Genomic DNA, 25,120 nt, shown 5'->3' on the forward strand with positions numbered 1-25,120 from the left:
TCGACAATTTTGGCATGTTGGCGGAATACGGCATGCACGGAATGCCTCCGCCCCACCACCAAGTGGCGGTCAACATCGCGTCTCCGTGTGGTGCGCCAAACTTGTTTCGCGATCTCCCTTTTGAGGCAGCCTTACATTCTAGACCAGACACTCGTACCTGACCCGGCCCTATCTACCGCGGAGTCCCGAGACGGGCAGGTACCTCGGTGTTCGGGTCGACAGTGGACTCATCGCGATGGCAGGTAACGCCTGAGGACGGCACCTACAACCAGATGGGCAGGCAGGACTCGCTGATCCCGAAATCGGCCGCGATCTGCTTCAGAGGCTCCACCAGTTCACGGTTGTGGGCCACGCGGACGACATCGTCGCGGAACTTGCGGCATCGGCGGGGAGGGTCTCATCCCGCTCCGCCCCTGCCATGCTCCCGTACTCCAACTCGGCCCCGAGACTGGCAAGCAACCGTGATGCTGTTGCGTTCTGGATTGCGATCATATCGCTCGTGTCTGGCGTAGCGCCGGGCCCGAGGCCGAAGTAGGCCCAGCGCGGCCGCAGCGTACATCCTCGCCAGACCTTCGCAGCCGTGGTTCCGAGTCCGTAGTGGATTCGACGCACGCCATTGCGCTGGGCCCATTTGATGACGTCGTAGTAGACGACGTTGAAGTAGCAGTATGCACCTGAAGATGCCTCGTAGTCGAAGCCGGCAGCACGCGTATACAACACATCGCCGAACCGGAACGCCATCAAGTATCCGAGGATCTGTTCGGTCCCGCGTGCGCTGAACACGACGAGCCGCTCGCCCACAGTTTCGCGGAGAGTGTCGAACTCCTTACGCGCCCATGTTTGTCCGGCCGTGTGACCATATTTTTCCCGCAATGCCGACCGCAATCGGACATGGTCGTCGGTGAGCGCCCCTGGGCCATAACCGACTTCGGTTCGAGCACCGAACTCGGCGTATGCCCGGATTTCGCGACGGATGGTCCTCCGCCGCGAACTGGGCAGCATCGAGAGGTAGTCGTCGAAGCCGCCGTGTGGCACGTCGAGAACGCCTTCACCGCCGAACACCGAACGACAGAGTCCGGCGACGACGGCGTCAGACGCCAAAGCGGCGTCCTCCTCCGGATCGAGGTACAGCAGTGCATGGCTTCGGCAGCCGACGAGTTCGGCGACCACCTCTGCCAGTCTGGCCAGCGCCGGGACGACAGTTGAAACGGGGAGCGTCATGCGACCGGGTGCAAAGGGCCGCAGTCCGAGGCTCGATCCGAACGTGCCGACCGTCAGCGACGGGTAAAGTGCCGGCCGCGCCGCCTCGACCCCAGCGGTCAACCAGGGCAGCGCTGCCTGCTCGTCCGGCGCGAGATGGGAGACCGAGCCGATCGCGGACAGATCACCGATGATCCGCGGACCGTTGTAGAACAGCAGGCCTCGGGTGTCCCGAACGATCAACGCCGGTGCTGCGGCGACCGGTCGGCTGTCCGCACCGTCGATGACCAGATACAGCGATTCGTGGTCGGGATCGGCCTCCACAAAGCGCCACCATTCAGGCGAGGTCCACGCCGCCTCCCCGTTCGACGCTGCCAAACCCTCCTGCACGAGTAGGTCGACCGTGGCGACTACCCGCCCGGTCAACCCGGCCCCGAGCTCGATCCGCTCGACCGGTGGTAATCCGTTGGCGCGCATCTAGGTCTCCACTCGCGGCCGGGACAGCGCCACCGCGCGCCGCAGAACGTCGCGGACATCGTCGTAGCTGACCGATCGGGCGATCGCGTAACCGAGCACGGCGCTCAGTGCGTCACCGGGCGGGAGCACGATGTTCCCACCAATTTCACGCTCGAAGACGAAGTGCTCGATTCCAAAGATGTTGAGAACCTCGGCCAGACCGTCGAAGCCGCCGAAGCGGCCCCGCGCCGGGCTGAGTACGCCGCGGCTGCCCGCGTACCGATTCCGAGTCGGAATCATGTCTGGCTGTTGTCCGGTTGCCACTCGAACCAGGTTTTCGTGGAAGGGAATTCCGGTGGCGAACGGAATCAGGTGGGATGTGATGTAACCACCGGCCGGCCGGGCGGCGATCTCGAGCAGCTTGGCACTCCCGTCGGGAAGGACGCGACATTCGAGATGGAACGCACACCAGTTCAGGCCGATCGCCTTGACCACGGCTTCAGTGAGGTCGTGCACGCTGCGCTGCGCGGCTGCCGGCAGAGCGGTGGGGTGCACCTGCTCGTACTCGACGTAGTACGGCTCGGTCACCCATTTGTCCGTGATCCCCGCGATATGCACTTTCCCGTCACTGACCAAACCCTCGACACTGTGCTCGGTGCCGCCCAAACGCTCCTCGTAGACGAATTCGCCTTCGTAGTCGGCAAACAACCGAGAAATGTCCGTGGTGGTCAGCCGGGACGCGTGCGCGTACAACGCGGTGAGGTCGGCCCCGTCCTCGACGTGAAGTATGGACCTGCTGCCGCTTCCACCCGCCGGCTTGAGCACCGCAGGTGTGCCGATCTCCTCGTATGCCGACTGCAGGTCCGGCAGGGAACGGACATGCCGAAACCGTGGAATGAACTGCGCCTGATCGGCCATCGCGGACCTCATCGAGTGTTTGTTGCGAGCCCGGTGCGCTGCCTCGGTGCCAGGACCCGGCCATCCGCATCGCTCTGCCAACGCGGCGGCCAGCTCGACACCGATGTCGGTCCAGGACACGACGCCCTCTGCCCCGCTGCGGGCCGCGAGTGCCATGGCTGCCTGCAGGGTTGCTGGGCGGTCGAAGATGTCGACGATTTCGACATCGTCGACCAGGTTCTTGCACATCGGCGGAACCGACCCGGTGACCAGGGCAACTCGATACCCGGCAGCGTGTGCGGAGAGCAGTGCTGCCTGCACTTCCAGAGGGACACGCCGAGTGCCCATGAAGACGATCGTTCGACGTACCATATTGCTAGTCCCCTTGTCGTTGTTCGGAGTGTGCATGGCAGTGGTGGTGTGCGTGCCGCCGTCCGGTGCCGGCCGGTCGTTCTTTCGCCGGTGGCCGCGCGCTGTGGACGGGGCGCGCGTGGTGCCGTTGTCGCGGCCGGGTCATGAGGAGCGCATGAACGAACCGCTTGCGACGTCGCTCACCGCGGCCGCGGCGGACGTGGCAGGCAGGGTTCTCGCTCTCGAGCAACCTCAGGTTGTCCTTTTCGGTCACAGCATCGGGGCTACGGTGGCGTTCGAGGCCGCCCGACTGCTCGCCGACGACGCGGTGGACGTCGAGCTGGTGGTGTCCGCGCGGCAGGGTCCGCAGTGCGCTGGAATTGCAGGAGAACTCACCCACCAGACCGATGCCGAATTGCTGGCCACGGTCCAGTCGTGGGGCGCGCATGCACTCGACCAGTCCGTTCAGGACATGCTGATTCCGTTGCTGCGCGCCGATTTCGAGCTGAGCGCAAGCTACTCGTGGGATGGTGTCCGGGTGTCCGCGCCGGTGACAGCGCTGAGCTACATCGACGATGTGGTGGTCGACGCCGCCGCAGTTCGTCGGTGGTCGGCGGCCACCTCGGCCTCTCATACCCACCTCACGCTGCCGGGCGGCCACTTCGCGGCAAGCGATCCGACGGATTCACTCATCGCGGTCCTCCGTGCCGCCGTGTCCCGGCTGCGATCGGGTCAGCCACGCGTCTGAGTGTTCTGTCACCGATATCCCCGTCGCGAGGAATCGCTCGAGAAGTGCATCCGCCTTCCCGTCGACCAGAACTTCGTGGGCGTAGTGAACACCTGCTCCCAGGCCGCATGCTGCCCGAATCGCAGCGGCGTGCACCGCCCCGGTCAGTCGTCCCATACCGGTGACGCCGGTGACGGCGTCGGTCTCGGCGATAGTCACGGTCGACCTGTTCGAGGGCGTTCCGCCCGAAGTTCCGCTCGACTGGACGGCCAGCACGGTGACGTCGGTGTCCCCGAGCTGAGGGGAAATGTGCGGAGCGAGTATGGCGTCGAGCAGCGCGCGGGGACGGACCGGGCCGTCGATGGTCTGGACCGGCAGCTCCCCTAGCAGGCCAATCTCGGCGAGTAGCCGGACACGATCGGCATAGCCCCGCCACCGCAGCGTTTTGGCCGTGTAATCGGCCAGCGAGCCGAGCACGGCATCGGCGCCGACGTAGGGCGACAGACCGTCGTGGAACGCTTCCAGCGAGCCGAGGCCGGGGACGTCGACCATTTCGACCCCACTGAATCGTTCGACCTGACGGAGCACGCCGCCGCGAAACTGGTAGGTCGGTCGCGCGTCGATCGTCATGCGCGTGCCGTACCAGGACACGTGATGCATCGGCGGTCGCGGTGCCCGTGGGACCCCGCCACAGTATGAGTGCACGGTTCCGCCCACATCGAGGTCACGTGCCAATCGCCGCGCGAGGATTTCGGTCAAACCGGGCTCGAGACCGGCGCCGACAACGATCGAAGCACCGGATACCGATGCGCGACCAGCCAGTTCTGTTCGGGGATCTGCTGGAGGGCGACCGATACCCACCAGCCGAAGTCCGTGCTCCAGCGTGAGATCGAGCGCCGGTGCGGCATCGACCCACGACAGGGCGGTGGCCAACACCGTTTGCTCCGCGAGTAGTTGCTGGGTGGGATGGTGTGCCGCGTCGCCGTGGTGCGCTTCGACCGCAACGCCGGCCGATGCCGGTAGGGCCGCTGCGAGCGCACGCAGCCGTCTCGCGTCGCGGTCGACCAGAGTCAGCTGCAACGGCTCCCCCTGGCGGGGCCAGGAAAGCACCAGCTCGCGGGCAGCGGCGGCGCCCATCGGACCACAGCCGATCAGCGCGCACCTGACGGGATCGCTCATCCTCGTCCTCCACTCGTGCGCTGTGCGGCACCATCGAAGCGCGTTCGCGGCACCGCGAAGGCGCTGGCCAACCGGGCCGCGGTGTCCGGGACAAGCACTGCCCCATTGACCAGGACCTTCAGGACCGCGTCCCGAAACCTGTCACCGTGGGATGCCCCGGCCAACCCGGTCAGGGTGAGCACCGCCCGAGCCGCGTTCTGGCAGGACAGGCTCTCGGGCCGCAGCGCATCGGCAAGTTCGGAGGCCGCGTGCTCGAGCTCGATGCAGGGATCTCTGGAAGAGTCCTCATCACCAGGTGGAACCTCGCCGGTATCCGCATCACCGGGTGGAACCTCGCCGGTATCCGCCCACGCTCGCAGCCGACGTACCGCGGAGACCTCTGCCGACTCCTCGAATGCCGATCGGGTGAAGTTGGTCGGCGAACGCTCGGGCCGGTTCGCAGCGAGGTACAGGCGGGCCGCATCGGCTCCCGCCACTCCGACAAGTTCTGCGACGCCGACGATGTGTCGGCGGGACGTGGAGAATTTGGCCCCGTCGAGCATGTAGAAGTAGGTCGAGTGCATGACGTCCGGAAAGGGAGCGTGCGTTTCGGTCAGCCCGCGCAGCACTGCGGGGAAAAGGAATACTCGCTCGAACGCGTTGTCGACACCGAACACCATGGTGGTCCTGGTGCGTGCGGGTTCGTAGGCACTACCAGCGCGGTGTCGCGCAGTCATGACGACATAGCGGGGTGCCAACTCGAATGCCGGGTAGATGGTCTGACCTGGCAACTCCTCGTCCAAGGCCGGGATGCCCGGTCCGCCGAGTACCGTGACGGCAACGGACGGCAGCGCCTCCGACAGCACGGACTCCGCGTATTCGCGGACCGGGTCGCCGAGTGTGATGCTGCCCAGGTATTGCTCGAACCAGGCACGCTGTGGTTCCAGCTCGAGGAACGCACGGCGCAGGGGCCGAAGTTCTGTCGGCTCGTGGCACACGGTGCACACGGCGTCGAGCAGTTCGGCGTCGTCGTGGTACAGACCGCACTGTTCACAGTCGATGCCGTACGCGTCAGACGACCCGCAACGCGGGCAGCGACCGGCAACGAGTCCCTGGAAGCGCCACGCTCGGCATGGCGAGCAGTAGTGTGCGACGGAATCCCGCACCACGATCATGCCGAGCTCGCGCAGCGTCGACCATGCGCGCCGGGTCATCTGCTCGATCGACGGCATGTCCTCGTGTCGAAGCATCACGTCGTACCCGATATCGGCTGCGGCGAAGGACTCCTCGATCTGGGCGGCGAACTCGCTCGCGACAGCAAGGACATCGCGACCCTGCCGGCGGGCGGCCAACAGCACATGCGTTTGCTGCCAGGCGGTGCCGAGCAGGACAGCGGCGTCTTCACCCCGGGCGATGGCAGCACGCCGTAGTGCGTCCGCACCGATGTACGGTCCAGCGATGTGCCCGATGTGCAGGTCCCCGTTCGGCGTGGGATTGCTCGGCACGATGAGGTGCTGGGTCATGGTCGGCTACTTTCCGTCAGCAGGTCGACGCCGGAATCCACCGGCGGATGGGTGGCAGCACGATCCGCGACGTCCCATGAACACGTCGAGCTACGCAGATCGGGATACAACGGGGTCTCGGTGATCGTGTTCAATACAGTGGCCGCACGCCACGAGGCGAGGCTGAGATTGGGATCCGCGATGCCGTGACTGAGCTTTCCGGCGTTGAGGAAGAACATCTTGTTTCCGGCTGGGCCCGCCCATGAAACCGAGTAGTCCGCTGCAAGCTGTGGCAGGCCGCAATTGGTACGCGCGATACGACCCCCGAGGGGGTGGAGGAACTCGGGAAGGGGGAAATGGTACCCGGTGGCGAGGACCACGATATCGGCACCGACCGAATCGATTTCGCCGGTATCGATGTGCGTCAGGCTCATCCGCCAGCCCCTGCCACCCGGCCCACGGCAGAGTCCGGTCACTTCACGGCCAGGCAGTAGGGTGGTCCGAATGCGATCCGAATCGACGAAATCGTTGTGATACAGCCTGCGGTAGATCGATTCCAGCAGCCCCTTCGAAATGCCGTCGCTGGCGAGCTGCTGGGCATTGAGCAACTGGCTACGACGGCTCTGCGATAGGCCGTGGAAATACCGAACATAGTCCGGGTGGAACCACTCGTTGGTGAACGGCGACTCGTCGAGCGGCTGGAACCCGATCCGCCTGCTCGCCCAGGTGAGCGAGCCGACGGCATCCCGGCCAGAGAGCTGCAGAAGGTGTTCCACCACCTCGGCGCCGCTCTGCCCACCACCGACTACCACGACGTCGCGGCCAGCGAGCGAATCGGTGTGGTAGCCGAAGTCAGATGAGTGGAACACATCCTCACCGAGCTTGCCGGTGGCGACCTCCGGCACGTACGGCCGCGGGCCGACCCCGATCGACAGGTGTTGTGCCGCATACGCACCTCGGGTGGATTCCACCCTGAACGCCTGCCCGTCGAATGTTACTTCCTCGACCGCACACCCGAACTGCACCTCATCCAACTGGTCGCTGACCCAGCGCAGATAGCTCTCGTATTCTCGGCGAGCGATCAGCGGGGTATGCAAACTGGCGAAGCGGTGGAGCCGACCCGTGCGCGCGAGGAAGTTCAGGAAGGTGTAGCGACTCGTCGGATCGACCAAGGTTACGAGGTCCTTCAGGTGCGAAACCTGCAGCACCGCGGCGGACAGCATCAGACCGGGGTACCAACGTTGTGTCGGTTGCCGGTCCAAGAACTTGCACCGCAGCCGACCGATCGGCGCGGAAAGCGCTGCGACGCTCAGATTGGACGGACCTGCACCGATACCAACCAGATCAAGGTGTTCCAACATTGACTGCTCCCTCGACTTCGGGACGGGCAAGCGGTGCGAGACGATTCAGGCTGTCCAGTACGAACTGCCTCGAAGGACCGAAGTCGATCAGGCAGGCGACCTCGTCCACTCCGGCGGCGGCGACCGCCTCGAGCATTGCCAGGCACTTGGGCACGGCGCCGAGCAAGCTGGCGTCGTCGAAGAAGCGGCGCGTGCGTTCGTCGAGCAATTCCTCCACAACCGCCTCGGACAACGCGGGCAACGCAAGTCGTCTGCCGCCGCTCACCCGGCCACCACCAGCCGACGCACGCAGCTCCAGCTCCAGCGCCGATCGCAGGTACGACCGCAACGGTGCGCGAGCTGCCGTCCACGCCTGCGCGTCGTCGGCCGTTGCCAGCGTATGCAGCATCAGGGTGACCCGGCCGGAGCCGGGGTCGTGGCCGGCCGTCGCTCGCGCGTCACGGTAAAGTTTGATCTTGCCGGCCAGCTCGCCCAGGTCCTGGCCCAGCAGGTGCGTCAGCAGATTGGTTCCCAATCGTCCTGCCGCAATGAACGTGTCGGGATTTCCCGAGGCGGTCAACCACAGTGGCAGCTCACTGGAAAGTGGTGGCGGCTGGATAGCCACCTCGACCGTCCGGCCCGAGCCGTTACGCCGGGCGACCCGCCGTCCGGACCACAGCGCGCGAAGCTCTGCTATGGAGGCCCGCGAATCGGCCACCCTGGTCTCGTACCGGTCGGGCGCCAACACGAAGTCGTTCGTATTCCATCCGGAACCGATCGACAGCCCGACGCGGCCACCACCGGACAGATTGTCCACCACCGACCATTCCTCGGCGATCCTTATCGGATCATGCAACGGCGCAACGACACTCCCGGCGCGCAGGTGACACCGCGTCGTTGTGCCCGCAAGTGCGGCGGCCAGAACGGACGGGTTCGGGAACAGCCCGCCGAAGACGTCGAAATGACGTTCGGGCAACCAGATCGCCTCGTAGCCGAGACGGTCGGCGGCCGCAGCGGCGTCGTGAACCAAGCGGTAGCGGTCGGTGCGGTCCGCCGGCACCGAACCGGCGAAGAACATCACGCTCAAGCTTGGCCTGGCGTTCACGGACGCCACCAGATCGACACGATCTCGACCGGAATGTCGCCGTCGTTGTGCAGTTGGTGGCGTCGATAGCTCTCGTAGTACAACGTGTCGCCGGCCCGCACCCTCGACCGGACGCCGTCCAGGGTCAGAATCCCCGACCCGGACTGCACAAGCCAAATCTCCCGCACCTCATGGTGATCCTCGACGGTGGTGACGCCCGCGGGCACACGGATGTGTGCCAGCGTGAATGGCGCTACGGAGGCCTCGATCTTCGGCAGATCGAAGATTCCGAGTTTCGCGCCCGAAGGCCTGTTCTCGAATGCCAGCTCCGGCAGTCTTCCGTTGACACTGTGGACGATGCCCTGGGTGACCGAGTCTGTGGTCATCGACTAACTCCTTCAATGGGTTCGGGTCGGGTGCGATCGCGAGATGATTCCCACGGCCATGACGGGGACAGAGCAGGGGTCAATTGGTCGATCCAGACGGCGCTCTCGCTGTGTCCGGCGAAGAAAAGCGTGCCGGCCAGCGCTTCATCACGTGCCTGCAACAGACGCAGTACGAACAACCGCTCGCCGTTCACGACCGTCTCGCCATCTATGGCGATCTTGCCGGGGGTCGCTGACATGACCGGGCCACGAGCAGTGCGAGCCAGACCGGAAACAGCACGCTGCGCCTGCAGGAAAATGGTCAGCGCACGGGCTAGCGGAACCTCGAAGAACGAGCTCGCGCCGGTGTCGCGCTCGACGAAGGTGTAGTAGGGCTGGATGCCGAGCCGCACCATGTGCCGCCACATCGTTGCCCACGCGTGCGGTGAGTCGTTCACGTGGCGAATAATCGGCGCCTGCGCTCGGACTATGGCCCCCGCTGAACGCAGCCTTGCTACGGCGGCCGCTGCCGCCTCGCTTTCGAGCTCGCGTGGGTGCGAGACGTGCAGCATGATCGCGACGCTCTTTCCCGCGGTAGCGCACGCCTCGATCAGCCGCAGCAGCTCGTCGGCATCAGGTCCGGACGTGACGCGGTACGGCCACTGCACCAAAGCCTTGGTGCCGAGGCGGATGTTCGTCACATGCTCCAGATCAGGCGCCAACAACGGCGTGACCCACCGGGCCAGCACCGGAGTCGACATGATCAGCGGATCGCCGCCGGTGAGCAGCACGTCGGTGACCTCCCGGTGGCCACGGAGGTAATCGGTCATCTGACCGGGACCCGGTGCTGCGAACTTCAGGTCCGCATCACCGACGAATTGCGCCCAACGAAAGCAGTACGCGCAGTACGAGTGACACGTCTGACCCTGGGATGGAAATACCAGAAGCGTTTGTCGGTACTTGTGCTGGAGCCCAGGAACCGGCTCGTCGTCGAGCAGCGGCACGTTGTACTCACGCTGGCCGGACGGATGCGGGTTGAGGTCTTGGCGGCCTTTCCGCGCGATTGCTTCCAGCTGCTTTCGGTCAACGCCGTTCAAGAGCGCGTCCGACACCAAATCGTATATACGCGGAGGCACCATCTCTCGGACCGGAAAGGTCATCCGAAAGATAGGGTCGTCGGGAGCCGACGACCAATCGATCAACTCATCGAGAACATAGTTGTTGACTTTGAAAGGCAATAGGTTTGCGACGACCCGCATTTCGTGCCGGTCCTGCTCCGTGAACTTTTCAAGCTGCGGAAGGTCGGCAAGCTGCACGCCGCGGAAGGTTCGCATTGGGTTCTTCATGTAGCTTGCCCCGATCCAATCGTCGCGCCCGCTGGAAACACCACCGACAAAGATCGCCCGACTGAGCTCGAACCCGGTTTCGGCAGAGACACACTCCGCGAGTTCGATGGTGGTCAGGTCGTTCGTCCTCATCTCGAGACCGACTCCTCGGCGGCCTGGGAAAAATCATGGGTGGCTCTCCACGCCACCGATAGACACCCTTGGGTGCAAAGTGACCCATCCACGGGCCGTCCGATCGGCGCGGAACCTACTCGCCCAACTACGGCCGATAGATGCGTCACCGGGGTACCGAGCGCAATTCCCGAACGCGACTGACGTGCAAGGTGCGCGACGCCAAGCCACATCTGCCGGGCAAGGGGTCCGATACTCCACACCAAGGGTGGATTTACTCCAAGCGTGTCCGGCGCCCATGATGTGTCTGTCCATTTGGGGGTGATCTCTCCTAAATGATTGTCTCATTGAGCAATTCGTCCTGGGCGTTCCGCTGGAAGGGATTTACTTATGGATGCCGTTTCAATCGCAGCTTTGTGGAGTCGGCTACTCGACGGGGCTTCTGTCCGGCCCGATGACGACTTCTTCTTCGACCTCGACGGGAACTCGTTGCTCGCCGCCTCGATCGTTTCGGAACTTTCGGTGTCCACGGGATTGCCGGTCGAACTCAGAGATCTTTATCTGGCCCCAACTCCGCGTGAGTTCTCCAGCTATCTCGACCATCTGAATCGACGTCTCGGCGAATACCGCACAACTTTGGCCGCTGCCTTCGACCTCGGCGTCGTCGCAGACGCCTTGGCTGAACTCGGTGCCTCGGCGGCGGACGCCCTGCTGCCCGCCGAGGTGACGCTCGCCTACGGCGATGGCGACGGATCCCGGGTTGCGCTGTTGCGTCAGGCCCGCGGAAACGGCGCCTGCACACGCCTTCCTATGCAGGGCGGCGACGTGCTGATACGACGGGGAGGGACGGTGCTGCGGTTTGATTGCGACTCTGATACTGCCGGTGTGCGGATCCTCGTCACCGACCATCCCACCGGGTAGAGCGATGCGCTCACCAGCCACTTACGCCGCCGGCTCGATCGACGTCCCACTGCGTCGGCTGATCGAGTCCGGATTGTGCGGGACCGACCCGATGCACCGTGCAGTCGTGCAAGGCGATGCCGTCCTGACCTATGGTGAGTTGCTCACGAAATCGCGGGAACTCGCCGCGAAACTCACCTCTGGCACGGGCCCAGTTCTGATCAGAAAACCACGGGGCGTGGAGTCTCTCACCGAGATGGTGGGATGCATTCTGGCCGAACGCCCGTTCCTACCAGTTCCTCCAGATTCCATGAGCGATCCGGCCACCCTCCCCGACACGCCGGAAGGCTGCGGATACCTGCTGACCACCTCGGGCACGTCGGGTGAACCGAAAGTCGTCGTCGGCTCGCGTAGTGGGCTGGCTCGCTACCTACAATGGCAGCAGGCAGAACTGGCCCTCGCCCCGAGCGATGTGGTATCCAACACTGCGGATCCGTGGTTCGACTTCTCGTTCAAGGAGACACTTGGCGCTCTGGTCGCCGGCGCGACGATCGCAGTGACACCAGCTGCCGCGCTCACCGGCGGGACGACGTTGCTGACGTGGCTCGCCGAGCATCAGCCCACAATGGTGTGCCTCCTTCCATCGATGCTTGCCCGGTTGGTTACGGCGATGGACCGAGCCGACCCGACAACGGTCCGCTCGGCGACCGAGCGCCTACGGCGACTCCTGGTGTCCGGCGAACCTTTTCCGCAGCCACTGCTGAGGCGTTGGCGAACACACGCCCCTTACCCGGTCGTCATCAACCTGTATGGACCCACCGAGTCCACCGTGATCAAACTTCGCCACGTGCTGCCGGCGGGCGCCGAGGTACACACTGCAATCGTGCCCGTCGGCACACCGATACCTGGTACCGCGGTCGAACTCGTGCCGGTCGATGACCTCGACGATGCCCAGGAGCTTTGTATAGTCAGTGAGGACCTCGCGCTGGGTTACCTCACACCCGTCACGGGGTCGACCCGATTCGAGCGTGATGCGGCGGGCCGGCGTCGACTGCGCACCGGAGATCTCGCCTCGCTCGCGCCCGACGGCAGCGTCGTTGTGGAAGGCCGACTGGACCACGTCGTCAAGCGCCGCGGCGTCAAGGTCTCGTTGCCGGCCATCGAGGCAGCGGCGGTCGCAGTCCCGGCCGTCGACGCCGCAGCCGCGGTGGTGCAGCAGGGCGGTCGGATCGTGTTGTACTGCGGTGTATCCGCAGGTGCGGACGCGCTGTCACTTCGCGCTATTCGGATGGCGCTGCTCGACACGCTCGCCCCAGCCCAGTTGCCGGACAAGATCCTCCTAGTCACGCGACTCCCGTTGGACAGGCGGGCCAAGGTCGATCGTGCGGCACTTCGCAACGGCACAACGGGAAACTCATGAGCGTTCCCGACGTCGCAAGTGAGCCGACAACGCCGGCACGTTCGCAGCCGAGAAGCATGCAGCGCCTGGTCGGAGGCGCTGCCGTGGACTCATTCGGCACCGGAATCAGCGCGGCTGCCACGATCGTCTACTTCGTCACGATCGTCGGTTTCACCGCCAACTCGGTCGTCGCCGCAATGTCGGCCGGCGCGGTCTTCGGTGTCCTCAGTCCCATCCTCGTGGGACGACTGGCGGACCGATTCGGGCTGATCAGGATTTACTGCACTGCCCTCGCGTTGCGCGGAGTCGGATTCGTCGCCTATGCCCTGGCCACCCAGTACGTCACCTTCCTGTTGTTGACACTTCCGTTGATGGCATTGGAGGCGGCGACGCCGCCACTACAACAGTCGCTGGTAGCGCAGTTGTTCGCCGGTGATGCCCGAATCCGGGTGATGTCCTCGATCAGGGCCGCGCGCAACGTCGCACTCGGCGCCGGAACTCTCGTCGCGGGCGCCGCATTGACGACGCACTCGCAGCCACTGGTGGCGGGCCTCCTCGCGATAAACGGGACCTCGTTTCTCGTACTTGCGTGGGTCGTGTACTCGCTTCGCCGCAGTGCAACACCACCGGCCCAACAGGAGGAGAAGAATTGCGGAACCTCGAGACCGGCATTGCGCAACCCGGCGTTTCTCAGCCTGGCCGGGCTCAACGGTCTGTTGCTTCTACACGACTCCGTCTTGTTTGTCCTGCTGCCACTGTGGATGGTGTTGCGGCTGGGGGCCTCGCCACTGTGGGTCTCACTGATGCTCGCGTTGAACACCGGGCTCACGGTGGTGATGCAACTGGGGTTCGGCCGTATTCGGCGGTTGACGACCGCGACGAACTCGACATTGTTCGTCGCCGCCGGTGCCCTCGTCGCCGCCTGTCTCTGCTGTCTCACCGCCGAACGAATCACCGGATCAACGGCAATTGCCCTCTGCGCGGGGGCAGTTGCGTTACTCACTCTGGGTGAGAACCTCCATAGCATCGCGGCGTGGCAGGTATCTTTCGAATTGGCTCCGGATGGCCGCCGTAGCGAGTACCTCAGCGCATTCAACAGCGGATCCGGCCTCCAGCGGATCGTCGGGCCGGTGCTCATGACCGGTGTGGTACTCGCGCTGCCCACAACCGGTTGGCTTGTTCTCGCCATCGTCTTTGCCGCGGCCACCGTTGGCTTCACGACGATATCAACTGCCTCTCGGGGCAATGACATTCACCTAACGGCTTCGAAATGAGGCGAACGATGTCCGATCACGTGCTTGTCGTCGGTGGAGGCATGACCATGCCAGGGTTGTTGCGGTCCTTGGGCACCGATGTGCGGACATCGGTCGTCTGCCAGCTCGCCATCGTGCCAAAACTGCGTGAGCAACATTTGCATCAGCGCATATTGGGTCTGCGGGCGGAGGCTAGCGACCAGGAGTGGCTGGCGATTGCGTCAGCGGTCCATCGCCTCGACCCCTTCACCAAGATCGCGTCGTTCGCCGAACGGGATCAGGATCGGGCAGCCGTGATCGCAGAGGAACTCGGCCTTCCTATGCACACCAGGCAAACCATTCACTGGGTGCACCACAAGCCAAGCATGCGGGAGCGGCTGTCCGCGCTCGGCATAGACGACACACCCCACGCCATCGTCCGGTCCGTCACCGAGCTGCGCGAGTTTACACGGATCCACGGATTCCCTTGCATCGCCAAGCCCGCCGTCGGCGCAGGGAGCATAGGAATCCGCCGGATCGAAACCGAGGCCGATCTGGCGACCGCCTTCGATGCAGCCGGCGTCACCGGCGAGTGGACCAGCGGAGGTGTGCTGGTCGAACGGCTACACATCGGGTCGCAAGTCAGCGTGGAGGCATTTTCCGAGGGAGGCGTTCACGAAATCGTCTGCGTCACCCAGAAGTACTCCGACCCGTTTGCCCACGTCGAGGTAGGCCACGTGCTGCCAGCCCAGGTGAGCGCCGACCAACTGGCAGCGATCGGCGCCTACGTCCGCTCGGTGCTGTCGGCATTGGAGATCGGCTTCGGCCCGACCCACACCGAGTTGGTGCTGACCGAGGGCGGGCCTCGGATCATCGAGACACACACCCGGCTCGCCGGCGATTGCATCCCCCAGCTGGTCCAGGACGCTCTTGCGGTGAACCTGACCGAGTACACCGTCCGCCAGGCCCTCGGCGAACGGAACCTCCTCAACGGGCTCCGCGCCGAGCTCGCCCACGCGGCGACGCGACCACCCATGTACGAGGCAATCTGGTTCGCGTCAAGCGAGATGGACTGCACGCTCGAGTCGATAAGCGGCCTCGAGTCGGCTCGACTCGGCGAGGGTGTGCGCGAAGTGGAGCTGTACCGCGCTGCTGGTGCCAGGTTGGAGCCACTGCGCACTTCTGATTCACGGTTCGGACATGCTCGTGCATATGCAGACGACCCGCGAGTAGCGGTTTCGCGAGCCCGAGGGGCTCTGGACGCGACCGAGATCCGGGTGCTCCTCCCTCCCCTGCGCTCAACGTCGCCGATTTGACTGGGAACGGTTGGGTGAGAGCGCGGATGTGGCGCGACTCGTGGTGGTCGCGCTACTCATAAAGACCTCGTCGAGGTGCCACTTATCGCCCGGTCGTGCCCGGTGTGGCCGCAGCCGGCTCGCTCGGTCCTGCCCGAACTTCGCGCACCAGCGCCGGATCGTCCCGTAGGACAACACGACACCGCGTTCGATCGCCCGTGCACAAGGCTGTTCGCGACTGTGGTTGGTCACGCCGAACGACAACCTCGACTCGATGCAGTTCTACCAGCGACGCGGCTTCCGCTTGTCGGCTGTTCGATGCGACGCAGTGGACGAGACGAGACGGACCCTGAAGCCGGACATCCCCGATGTGGGCTACTACTAGGTCCCGATTCGGGATGCAAACGAGTTCGAGTTCGAGCGCGACCTCGAGCCCGCGTAGGCGAGCCCGCCCACTCCCCCGCGCTCGATCGAGCCCGAGCGCCTGAGCAACGAGAACAACCACCTGATCGTTCGCGACGCTTCAGGTGCAGCAGTGGAGTCGGGCACAGCCTGCCCGGTGTGGCGCGTGTGAACCAGTCGTCCCCGTCTCTCGTTATAACTAATGAGAGTCCATCGACCTCAGCCCCAGATAAGGGAGCGACCTGACATGCCGTCCGACGACCATAACCAGCAGCAGAGCCTGCGGAGCGATCAACTAGCGCTTCCCCGCCGAACAGTTCTCGTCGGTATCGGCGCTGCGGCAGCCGCCTTGGCTGCCGGCAGCGCGCTGTTCCGTAGAACCCACGCCTCGGCTGCGCCCGGCGCCAGCGCCAGGCCAGCCGCGAAGCCCGCGAGTGCAACCGTGCCGACCGGCGACGTTCCCGTCGGTGGCGGCACGGTGCTCGGCGATGTTGTCGTCACACAGCCCACCGGTGGTGACTTCCGCGGGTTCTCGTCGACATGCACGCACGCGGGATGCACCGTCTCCGACGTCTCCGGCGGCACCATCAATTGCCCGTGCCATGGCAGCAAGTTCAATCTCGACGGGTCCGTGCACACCGGTCCGGCGTTCGCTCCGCTCGTCCCACGAAGCGTCTCCGTTCAGGGTGACTCGGTCGTGGTCGGCTGAGGTATGTGACAGCGCCGTCGGTGGCCACGCTGATGCGGGCGCCACCGACTCGTCGTGCGACAGAAAGACGACAGCGTGGACCGTCAATACTGTCGCAACGGAGGAGCTGCCATGAGCGTGGCGCTACGCGCCCTGCCCGATAGCGAGTTCCTACATTCTTATTGGACCGCCCTGGCCACGGGTCCCTCCCGCCCGGGCGGTGTCACCCCTGCCTCGATGAGGCAGACGGATGAAGTCGTCGAAACAAATCACTCACGCATGACGCAATCCAGACAACCCCGCTGTGCCGCTACCCCGGTCATTCGCCTCACAGGAGTCGCGATGGACACTAAGGCCTCCGAGTCAACTCAGCTTCCAACGCCTCGATGCCTTCGACAACCCCACGTCATGAAATCCGCCAGACTTCGTGGCTGCGCCGCAAACCAATGCCGCAAACCAATATAGAGTCGACAGCACTGGAACCGTTGGCCGAACCTGAGGTTGTGGAAACTATCGACGTAGATACTCGACCTGCCGTTGCGTCGGCCCCCGCGCCCGCTGCGACAGCCCGCGTTTCCTCGACGCAAGCCGCCGCGACGGTCGCCGCCACACCGGCCGCAGTCGACATCGTCGATCCCGGCGATTCGCCCCGGGATTAGCCGACGATCATGGCCGCACGGAAGACCACCCGGCGACGCTCCAGTCCCAGACGAGCCAGCGCCGCGCCGCTGATACCCACCCCGGGGCACGGGGAGCGGATCTGGATCCTCGATGTCCCTTATCGGGCATCCGCGCCCGGTGCCAAGTACTACAAGGCACTCAAAGCGTATGCCTACATCGGCGCTCGATTGCCTGACGAACTCGCCGTCTACGCGTCGAAGCCGTACTCATACGCTCGCTGGGTCGAAGAGGACTTCAACGGCGTGCGGCAACCGGGCGCTACTGGTTTCCACAAGATACCGCGGCCAGAACAGGTGGACGCCGCGGAGGCGATCGCGATGGCCTTTCACCACGGCAAGCGCGGATTTCTGTTGGCAGACGAGCCCGGTGTAGGCAAGACCGGCAGCGCAATCATCGGCGCGAAAGCTGCGCTGAAATTGGGGGGCGGCGACACCGTACTCATCACCGTGGACCGGCCAGCCCAGATCACCATCGCCGCGTGGCGCGACGCCCTCGCTGCGTTCGGCGACGGTGGGTATCGGTGGCTGATCATCTCTCCGGACCAGCTGAAGAAGTTGCTCGGACGCAACGGCCAACCGAAATACTCCTTTTCCCTCATCATCAATGACGAGGCACAGCAATTCAGGCACCTCACGGCCCAGCGCACCCAGTACCAGCGGCGCATTAACCGCCTCTCCGCGCCGCCAGAGAAGGCGCCGTTCGTGATAACCGTGACGGCGACGCCGGGGCATCACCCAGGCGAATACACCTACTTGTCTTCGCTTTTCGCGCAGCTGCACGATGACCCGCCGGGCGAGTGGGCCGATCTTGGTCAGAGGCTGGTCGAGCGTGGACTTCCCCTGGCTCCCGGGTGGGACAAGGGGAAATGGGACTGGAACGACCAAGCAAAAGGTTCTCAGCGGCTGCAGCATCAGGCCGTCACCCGCGTCCGGAAGTGGATGACCGACTGCGACCCGCCCGTCATGGTGCATCGCGACGCACCCTGGGGGCCGCCACCTGTCGACGGCCTGCCACTCGACTTCACCGCCACACAATGGGCTGCGTACCACCAGGACTGGAGTGAGTTCCGGAGCGCGATGAGGATCGCCCGCCAGGGGAACGACACCGCCCGCGGCCGTGCCGCTCTGATGCGGTTCCGGCAGAAGGCAGGCATGCTGCGAGCCCCGCAGACCGCCGAGTTGGTAGCCGCACACGTCGAACGCGGCTACCAGGTACTCGTCGCCGTCGAATTGGTCACCACGGCCGCCGACCCGGTAGCCAGCCTCTTGGAGGAGCACGGCATTGGCGTCTCGCGCATCTTCGGCGGGGGCGATCTCGAGACGGAGCGCATGAGATTTCAGCGCGGCCACAACCCGGTCGTGGTGTTCAACACCGCATCTGCGATCAATCTGCAGGCGTCCGAGTTGATGGTCGACGGTTCCCGCGCCTCATCGGCACGTCGCATCGGGTTCTTCCACCAGCCTCGCTACTCCGGAATTGCCGCACACCAAACGATGGGTCGTGCGCATCGCGACGGGCAGGTTTGCTCATGGTCACTCCTGTTCGCCGCCGGAACGGTGGAGGAGCAGGCGGCTCGGATCATGATCAATCGGCTCATGGTGACATCAGCCAGTGTCGATGGTGATCTCGGGGCGTTCGGGAAGCTCGCGCGACTGTTCGACGCAGACTGGCTTCCCGAAAGCATGTTCGAGTAGGAATGATGCCTGGACCAGCCAGCTCCCAGGTGGGCATTTTCCGGCGGTATATCGGGAGCAGTTCACACCGTGTTACCTGCGGCGATGCAAGTTTGCACATCCCGGTTGCAGGTTCGGTGATTCCCCCGCCTTCCTTCCCCCGGCACACTTGTGTTCGGCCCCGCCAGAAAGCTAACGAACAGTTTTCGGGGTCATCCATGAGCTCGTACGAGTTGATGTCACCTGCTGGGCACGCCCTCGGTCTCCGCGTGACACTCGGCTATCACACCGCTAGGAGTACAGATGAGCAAGATCGCTTTCCTCGGGCTCGGGAACATGGGCCTGGGTATGGCCACGAATCTGGTGTCCAACGGCCACACGGTCATCGGATTCGATCCCTCCCCTGCGGCAGCGGAGATGGCAACATCACGCGGAATCGGCTCTGCTGCATCTGCTGTCGAGGCAGCAGAAGGTGCCGAGGTGATCATCACGATGCTGCCCAGCGGTAAGCACGTGCTCGACGTCTATGCCGACCTGGTTCCGGCCGCCCAGCGGGGAACCCTCTTCCTCGACTGCTCGACGATCGATGTCGCCGATGCGCGGGCAGCCGCTGAACTGGCTGTCGGCGCCGGGCATCGCGCGGTGGACGCCCCGGTGTCCGGAGGCACGGTCGCCGCGGACGGCGGGACCCTCACGTTCATGGTCGGCGGCCCGGCCGACGCGGTGGAGCAGGCCAGCTCACTTCTCGACGCCATGGGAGCCCGCATCGTCCGATGCGGCGACTCCGGAGCAGGTCAGGCTGCGAAAATCTGCAACAACATGATCCTGGGGATCTCCATGATCGCCGTCAGCGAAGCCTTCGCGCTGGGCGCGCAGCTGGGTCTGACCGACCAGGCCCTGTTCGACGTCTCGTCGACCGCGTCCGGTCAGTGCTGGGCGTTGACCACGAACTGCCCGGTTCCCGGACCGGTTCCGACCAGCCCCGCCAACCGCGACTACGCCGGCGGATTCGCGAGCGCGTTGATGCTCAAGGACCTTCGACTCGCGCAGGCAGCCGCGGCGGACAACGGTGTCGACACAGTGCTCGGACGACGCGCCACCGAACTCTACGAACAGTTCGTCGCCCAGGACGGCCCGGGCCGCGACTTCTCGGCGATCGTAACGGCGATCCGTGCCGGCGCATTCGACGCGCAGGCACAACAGTCGTAGCCCCTCCCACGTAGACCTCACCCCGTGCTGCTGCGGCGCCGGGCGTGAGACGCTGCTCGATGTGAAAGGAATTCGTTGTGCGCATCATTCTGACAGGGCCGCCGGGGGCGGGTAAAGGCACACAGGCGCAGTCGCTTTCGACGGCCTTGCAGCTCCCCCATATCTCGACCGGCGATCTGTTCCGTAGCCACATCACACAGGGCACGGAACTGGGACGGACGGCGAAATCGTTCCTCGACGCCGGCGAACTGGTCCCGGACGAGGTCACCATCGGTATGGTCGCGGAGCGTCTCGCAGCCGACGACACGGCCACAGGATTCATTCTGGACGGCTTCCCCCGCACCGTGACTCAGGCAATCGCCCTCGATGAGCTCCTCGGCGGGCAGCTGAGCCAGATCGACGCCGTCCTCGACTTTTCGATCGCGGACGATGCGGTCGTCGAACGGATGCTGGCCCGCGGCCGCGCCGACGACACCGAGGACGTCATTCGTCGACGTCTGCGGGTCTATCACGACGAAACCCGACCGCTGCTCGACTACTACTCGCCACTCCTTCTCTCGGTCGATGCAGAAGGTGAGGTCGACGACGTCTACGCCCACGCGATCGGCGCGCTGTCCGAACGCGGAAGCGTCGCTCCGTCCACCTAGCACTGTTCCCTGCACCCCAGCAGCGCCATCCGTATATCAAGGAGATTCCGACATGACCTCCACACAAACCTCACTCGCTGAGCTCGACATTCCCGACGCCCGCGACTACCCCATGTTCGTCGACGGGGCCTGGGTGGAAGCCCTGTCCGGTCAGTGGAGTGATGTGACCACCCCGATCCTGCGTAAGCATGTGATCGGCCGTGTCCCCGCCTCGGGCACCGAAGACGTCGATCGCGCGGTGCGTGCCGCGCAGAAGGCCTTCCCCCGGTGGCGCTCTCAGCACTTCACGGCACGAGGCCGGATCCTGAGCCAGATCGCCGACGCCATCGACGCGCGCGCCGAGGAACTGGCCCGCCTCACCGCCCTCGACACCGGAAACGCGCTGCGCACCCAGGCGCGCCCCGAGGTCGCCACACTGGCGAACCTGTTCCGGTACTTCGCCGGTGTCGCCGGCGAGATCAAGGGCACGGTCCTGCCCGCCGGCGACGATCAGCTCCAGTACTCCCGCCAGGAGCCGCTCGGCGTCATCGGCTGCATCCTGCCCTGGAACTCCCCGCTGATGATCGCCGGATTCAAGATCCCCGCCGCCCTCGTCGCGGGCAACACCGTCGTGGTCAAGGCTGCCGAGGCGGCCCCGCTGAGCGTGTTGCTGCTCGCCGAGATCTGCGCCGAACACCTGCCGGCCGGTGTGCTCAACGTCCTCACCGGATCCGGCAGGGTCGCCGGCGAAGCCCTCGTCCAGCACCCCGACGTCGACAAGATCTCCTTCACCGGCTCCACCGAGGTGGGCCGGCATGTTGCCCGCGAGGCCGGTGGCCGTCTCGCACACGTCTCCCTCGAACTCGGCGGCAAGAACCCCTCGATCGTGTTCCCCGACGTGAACATCGACGACGACTTCATCAATCAACTGCTGCTGTCGACCCGGGTGCACCGCCAGGGCCAGAGCTGCACGGCTGGTTCCCGATTGTTCCTGCACCAGGACATCTACGACGAGGTCCTCGACCGGCTCGTCACCACCCTGGCCGGACTCGAGGTCGGGAACCCGCTCGCCGAATCCACGGACATGGGCGCCATCATCAACGAGACGCAGTTCGCCTCCGTCTGCGGGTTCCTCGACGACGGCCTGAGCTCGTCCAAGGTGTCGACGGTCCTCGACGGATCCCCCGCCACGATCCCGAACTCCGACGGCTACTACATGGGACCGACCGTGTTCTCCGGCGCCGACAACTCCTGGCGCCTGTCCCGGGAGGAAATCTTCGGACCCGCGCTCGTCGCGATCCCGTGGAACGACCACTCCGACGTCATCGAGATGGCCAACGACTCGCACTACGGTCTGGCCGCCTACGTGTGGACACACAACCTCGATCTGGCTCTGTCCACCGCCCACGCCCTCGAAACCGGGTGGGTGCAGGTCAACCAGGGCGGAGGCCAGATGGTCGGCCAGTCCTACGGCGGATACAAGCAGAGTGGCCTCGGCCGCGAAGTGTCACTCGAGGGCATGATCGCCGGCTTCACCCAGACCAAGCAGGTCAACGTGCGCCTGCGCACACTCTGAGAAGGGAGCGCACCATGACTGTCGGACCACTGAACGACATCCTCGTGCTCGACCTCTCGCGGGCTTTGGCTGGACCCATCGCCGCGATGATGCTCGGCGACCTCGGAGCCCGCGTGATCAAGGTCGAAGCCCCGGGCACCGGCGACGACTCCCGCACGTGGGGGCCGCCGTTCGTCGGGCCGCAAGATGACCCGCAGTCGTCGTACTTCATGTCGGCGAACCGGAACAAGGAATCGATCGTGCTCGACCTCAAATCCGAGCACGGCAAGGATGCGCTGCGTCGGCTGATCCGGCGGGCCGACGTGCTGATCGAGAACCTGCGGCCGGGCGCGTTCGACCGGTTGGGCTTTCCCGCCGACGTGCTCGAGGAGCTCAACCCGCGTCTGATCACGTTGTCGATCACCGGCTTCGGGCATGACGGCCCGGAGGGGTCCCGCGCCGGCTACGACCAGATCGCCCAGGGCGAAGCCGGGCTGATGTCGGTCACCGGTGACCCCGCCGGGGAGCCGACGCGGATCGGAGTCCCGATCGCCGACGTCCTCGCCGGCGTGCATGGCACCGCCGGGGTGTCGGCGGCGCTGGCGTCGCGGGAGAAGACCGGCAAGGGCATGGTTGTGCGGACGTCCCTGTTGGCCGCCGCGATCAGCGCCCACACCTTCCAGGGCACCAAGTGGACGGTCGGCGACCAGGTCGCGCAGAGGTCCGGCAATCACCACCCACAGATCGCACCGTACGGAAGCTTCCGCTGCGGGGACGGATTCGTCCAGATCGCGGTGGGCAGCGAGGCGATCTGGGCAAAGTTCGCGCCGGTGGCAGGTCTGTCGGCACAGGATCCGCGGTTCGCCGTCAACCGGGACCGGGTCGCGGCCCGGGATGCGTTGATCGCCGCGATCGAGGCCGACTTCGCAGGCCGCACACGGGTCGATATCCTCGCCGAGCTCGAGGCCGCGGGTGTTCCCGCGGGGTCGATCCGCACGATCGACGAGGTCTACGAGTGGGAGCAGACCCGCAGCCAGGGACTACTGCTCGAGGTCGACCACCCCGTGGTGGGGCCGGTGCAGTTGCCGGGTCCCTCGCTGCGGATGGAAACGGCCGGCGGTGAGTCACTGGTGCGGTCCGCGCATGCTGCGCCGCCGGTGCTCGGACAACACACCGAACAGATCCTCCACTGGCTCGACACGGTCGACACCACCGATCCGCTCGACACCATGGTGCCCGCGCAGGTGTGAGTGCGGTGAGAGTCCGACTGGCACAACGGTCCGCGGCGTTGCAGGAGTCTGCGTCCTGCGACGCCGCCCCCAGTGCCGTCGGCAATTACACGGTGGGGACCAGTTCGGCTCGCCGACTGCGCGCCTCTTCCTGAATCGCCTGCCGGACGGCCTGGACCGCCGGATTGGTGAGGCTTTCGCGGCGCGCGGCCAGAGAGAAGGCGAGCCGGACGTCGACGGCATCGGGCAAGATCCTGCGCAGATCGGCGTGTTGGTCCGCCATGAACGCCGGTAACAGTCCGATGCCGCCACCGGACCGTGTGGCAGCAACGTGGGCGAAGATGTTGGTGGACATGAACTTTGCCGCAACACCGGGGAGATGACGGCTCAGGTCGAGATCCCCGACCTGCAGCAGAGAATCGACGAAGAAAACCAGCGGGTGCGCTGTCAGCTCGTCCAGGCTGCCGGGTTCACCGTGGTCGCCGAAGTACTGTTCGCTGCCGTACAGCCCCAGCGAGTACTGGCACACGCGTTCGGAGACCAGTCGACTGGTGATCGGTGTGCCCACCGCAACGGCGAGGTCGAACCCTGATTGATAGAGATTGAGTTGCCTTGTATCCGTGATCAACTCGACGACAAGGTGCGGGTGACTCATCCGCAGCTTGGCCAGAGCGGGCGCGACGAACAACGACCCGAATCCGTCCGGGGCGGTGATCCGGATGGTTCCCCGCAGTGAACTCTCACCGATGCCGAGGACCACGTCGGCGGCTTCCTGAACCGCGTCCTCGATCAGTCGCGCCTTTTCGGCGATCGATCGGCCGACGTCGGTCAGCTCCCAGCTGTCGGCGCTGCGCTGTAGCAGACGGACACCCAGGGCCTTCTCGAGGGCGCGTATTCGCCGTGAGACGGTGGTGTGGTCGACGCCCAGGTCCAGGGCCGCGGATCGGCGGCGACCGGTTCGCGCCACGGCGAGCAGATACCGCAGGTCATCCGAGCGGATGTTGCGTGCGTCGGTCACGGCCGGCCTCCCGGCAAGTCCGCCGCCGCGATGCGCTGTCCGCCCGGTGCGGCGGTCAATGCACGTCGGGTTGCGGAGAGGAGATGGTGCAGATCGTCGTGAAGACGACTCATGATATTCGGGTCCACGAGGGCGAGGGCATCGAGGGCGCGGGTCGCCGAGACAGCCACCTCGCGGCCCCTGTCGGTGACCGAGACAAGGGTCGAGCGGCGATCGGAGCGATTGGTCGCCCGTACGGCCAACCCGGAACCTTCGAGTCCGTCGATCAGCGTTCCGATGGTGGTGGGATGACGATCGAGAGCGCGGACGATCTGCACCATGGGCAGTGGGCCATTCGCGGCGACGATCATGGCCAAGACTTCATACCGGGCGAAGGACAGTCCGAGTGGACGAAGCGTTGCGTTGAGGTGATGGGCGATCAGCTTCTGCGTCTGCAGTACTGCGGCGAGCAGCGGCGCATAGGGCGCCGCCACAGAGTCGGCGACCGGCGCCGAGATGGGTGGTTGGGCAATGGCCACCGGAAGCCTCCTTGCTATCGGGAGTCGAAATCGGCACTTTGCGTGCGTGTTTCGGATCGTCGCCGTTGATGGCCGAGATCTTCGCCCCTGTTGAGGGCGCGTCCCGGCCCGATTGGTTTGGATTGGGTCACACCCACTGGCGATTTACCTGGATGTCC

General features: G+C 65.2%; 22 protein-coding genes and 1 pseudogene. 12 read left to right on the forward strand and 11 right to left on the reverse strand.

Annotation, left to right across the window (positions count from 1 at the left end):
- Positions 1-318 precede the first annotated feature (318 nt).
- Complete coding sequence (locus tag OYT95_RS01040; protein WP_268790655.1) at positions 319-1,677, reverse strand: GNAT family N-acetyltransferase; 1,359 nt, start codon at positions 1,675-1,677, stop codon at positions 319-321.
- Positions 1,678-2,901 (reverse strand): ATP-grasp domain-containing protein, encoded by a 1,224-nt coding sequence (locus OYT95_RS01045; RefSeq protein WP_255221687.1) that lies wholly within the window; start codon positions 2,899-2,901, stop codon positions 1,678-1,680.
- Between the two features lie 58 nt (positions 2,902-2,959).
- On the opposite strand from OYT95_RS01045, the gene OYT95_RS01050 reads away from it, so the two are divergent.
- Positions 2,960-3,652, forward strand: a complete 693-nt coding sequence (locus OYT95_RS01050) for a thioesterase II family protein (RefSeq protein WP_442972540.1) — start codon at positions 2,960-2,962, stop codon at positions 3,650-3,652.
- Here the strand turns inward: OYT95_RS01050 and OYT95_RS01055 are convergent.
- From OYT95_RS01055 to OYT95_RS01080, 6 genes are read right to left on the reverse strand one after another with little or no spacing between them, the layout of a single operon-like run.
- Positions 3,590-4,810, reverse strand: a complete 1,221-nt coding sequence (locus OYT95_RS01055; RefSeq protein WP_268790656.1) for a saccharopine dehydrogenase family protein — start codon at positions 4,808-4,810, stop codon at positions 3,590-3,592. The two genes, OYT95_RS01050 and OYT95_RS01055, sit on opposite strands and share 63 nt — an antisense overlap.
- Complete coding sequence (locus OYT95_RS01060; RefSeq protein ID WP_268790657.1) at positions 4,807-6,312, reverse strand: class I tRNA ligase family protein; 1,506 nt, start codon at positions 6,310-6,312, stop codon at positions 4,807-4,809. The genes OYT95_RS01055 and OYT95_RS01060 overlap by 4 nt, the downstream gene beginning before the upstream one ends.
- Positions 6,309-7,652: a lysine N(6)-hydroxylase/L-ornithine N(5)-oxygenase family protein gene (locus OYT95_RS01065; RefSeq protein WP_112302356.1), complete on the reverse strand. Its 1,344-nt coding sequence runs from the start codon at positions 7,650-7,652 to the stop codon at positions 6,309-6,311. Before OYT95_RS01065 ends, OYT95_RS01060 begins: the two co-directional genes overlap by 4 nt.
- The gene (locus tag OYT95_RS01070) at positions 7,636-8,736 is read right to left on the reverse strand and encodes a MupA/Atu3671 family FMN-dependent luciferase-like monooxygenase (protein WP_268790658.1); all 1,101 of its coding nucleotides are present in this window, start codon (positions 8,734-8,736) and stop codon (positions 7,636-7,638) included. The genes OYT95_RS01065 and OYT95_RS01070 overlap by 17 nt, the downstream gene beginning before the upstream one ends.
- Positions 8,733-9,101 (reverse strand): cupin domain-containing protein, encoded by a 369-nt coding sequence (locus tag OYT95_RS01075; RefSeq protein ID WP_037239283.1) that lies wholly within the window; start codon positions 9,099-9,101, stop codon positions 8,733-8,735. The genes OYT95_RS01070 and OYT95_RS01075 overlap by 4 nt, the downstream gene beginning before the upstream one ends.
- Positions 9,098-10,558: a KamA family radical SAM protein gene (locus OYT95_RS01080; RefSeq protein ID WP_268790660.1), complete on the reverse strand. Its 1,461-nt coding sequence runs from the start codon at positions 10,556-10,558 to the stop codon at positions 9,098-9,100. The genes OYT95_RS01075 and OYT95_RS01080 overlap by 4 nt, the downstream gene beginning before the upstream one ends.
- A gap of 369 nt (positions 10,559-10,927) precedes the next feature.
- On the opposite strand from OYT95_RS01080, the gene OYT95_RS01085 reads away from it, so the two are divergent.
- From OYT95_RS01085 to OYT95_RS01100, 4 genes are all read left to right on the forward strand, one after another.
- On the forward strand, positions 10,928-11,458 hold the full coding sequence (locus tag OYT95_RS01085) for a phosphopantetheine-binding protein (RefSeq protein ID WP_268790661.1): 531 nt from the start codon (positions 10,928-10,930) through the stop codon (positions 11,456-11,458).
- A gap of 289 nt (positions 11,459-11,747) precedes the next feature.
- On the forward strand, positions 11,748-12,857 hold the full coding sequence (locus OYT95_RS01090; protein WP_245973279.1) for an AMP-binding protein: 1,110 nt from the start codon (positions 11,748-11,750) through the stop codon (positions 12,855-12,857).
- An 83-nt stretch (positions 12,858-12,940) separates the two neighbouring features.
- Complete coding sequence (locus OYT95_RS01095) at positions 12,941-14,110, forward strand: MFS transporter (RefSeq protein WP_268790662.1); 1,170 nt, start codon at positions 12,941-12,943, stop codon at positions 14,108-14,110.
- Positions 14,111-14,118: 8 nt separating this feature from the next.
- The gene (locus OYT95_RS01100) at positions 14,119-15,384 is read left to right on the forward strand and encodes an ATP-grasp domain-containing protein (RefSeq protein ID WP_128638709.1); all 1,266 of its coding nucleotides are present in this window, start codon (positions 14,119-14,121) and stop codon (positions 15,382-15,384) included.
- A 57-nt stretch (positions 15,385-15,441) separates the two neighbouring features.
- Here the strand turns inward: OYT95_RS01100 and OYT95_RS01105 are convergent.
- Positions 15,442-15,573: pseudogene (locus OYT95_RS01105) on the reverse strand (IS6 family transposase); the annotation flags it as partial.
- Between the two features lie 34 nt (positions 15,574-15,607).
- Here OYT95_RS01105 and OYT95_RS44410 point away from each other — a divergent pair.
- The 7 genes from OYT95_RS44410 to OYT95_RS01135 all read left to right on the forward strand — a co-directional run bounded on the left by OYT95_RS44410 (position 15,608) and on the right by OYT95_RS01135 (position 23,447).
- Positions 15,608-15,748: a hypothetical protein gene (locus OYT95_RS44410; RefSeq protein WP_328286529.1), complete on the forward strand. Its 141-nt coding sequence runs from the start codon at positions 15,608-15,610 to the stop codon at positions 15,746-15,748.
- Between the two features lie 264 nt (positions 15,749-16,012).
- Positions 16,013-16,474: a QcrA and Rieske domain-containing protein gene (locus tag OYT95_RS01110; protein WP_052033557.1), complete on the forward strand. Its 462-nt coding sequence runs from the start codon at positions 16,013-16,015 to the stop codon at positions 16,472-16,474.
- A 647-nt stretch (positions 16,475-17,121) separates the two neighbouring features.
- Positions 17,122-18,828, forward strand: coding sequence for a DEAD/DEAH box helicase (locus OYT95_RS01115; RefSeq protein WP_268790663.1), 1,707 nt, complete (start codon positions 17,122-17,124; stop codon positions 18,826-18,828).
- Positions 18,829-19,110: 282 nt separating this feature from the next.
- Positions 19,111-20,016: a 3-hydroxyisobutyrate dehydrogenase gene (gene mmsB, locus OYT95_RS01120; protein WP_112302353.1), complete on the forward strand. Its 906-nt coding sequence runs from the start codon at positions 19,111-19,113 to the stop codon at positions 20,014-20,016.
- A 77-nt stretch (positions 20,017-20,093) separates the two neighbouring features.
- Positions 20,094-20,663 carry an adenylate kinase gene (locus OYT95_RS01125; protein ID WP_112302352.1) on the forward strand — a complete coding sequence of 190 codons (570 nt, stop codon included), beginning with the start codon at positions 20,094-20,096 and terminating at the stop codon, positions 20,661-20,663.
- A 52-nt stretch (positions 20,664-20,715) separates the two neighbouring features.
- On the forward strand, positions 20,716-22,218 hold the full coding sequence (locus OYT95_RS01130) for an aldehyde dehydrogenase family protein (protein ID WP_268790664.1): 1,503 nt from the start codon (positions 20,716-20,718) through the stop codon (positions 22,216-22,218).
- A gap of 14 nt (positions 22,219-22,232) precedes the next feature.
- Positions 22,233-23,447, forward strand: coding sequence for a CaiB/BaiF CoA transferase family protein (locus OYT95_RS01135; RefSeq protein WP_268790665.1), 1,215 nt, complete (start codon positions 22,233-22,235; stop codon positions 23,445-23,447).
- A gap of 85 nt (positions 23,448-23,532) precedes the next feature.
- Here OYT95_RS01135 and OYT95_RS01140 read toward each other — a convergent pair whose 3' ends face one another.
- Positions 23,533-24,444: a LysR family transcriptional regulator gene (locus OYT95_RS01140; protein WP_128638713.1), complete on the reverse strand. Its 912-nt coding sequence runs from the start codon at positions 24,442-24,444 to the stop codon at positions 23,533-23,535.
- On the reverse strand, positions 24,441-24,962 hold the full coding sequence (locus OYT95_RS01145; protein WP_268790666.1) for a MarR family transcriptional regulator: 522 nt from the start codon (positions 24,960-24,962) through the stop codon (positions 24,441-24,443). Before OYT95_RS01145 ends, OYT95_RS01140 begins: the two co-directional genes overlap by 4 nt.
- Positions 24,963-25,120 lie beyond the last annotated feature (158 nt).

Origin of the sequence: Rhodococcus sp. JS3073 (assembly GCF_026810085.1) — a bacterium.
Classification (GTDB): domain Bacteria; phylum Actinomycetota; class Actinomycetes; order Mycobacteriales; family Mycobacteriaceae; genus Rhodococcus_F; species Rhodococcus_F wratislaviensis.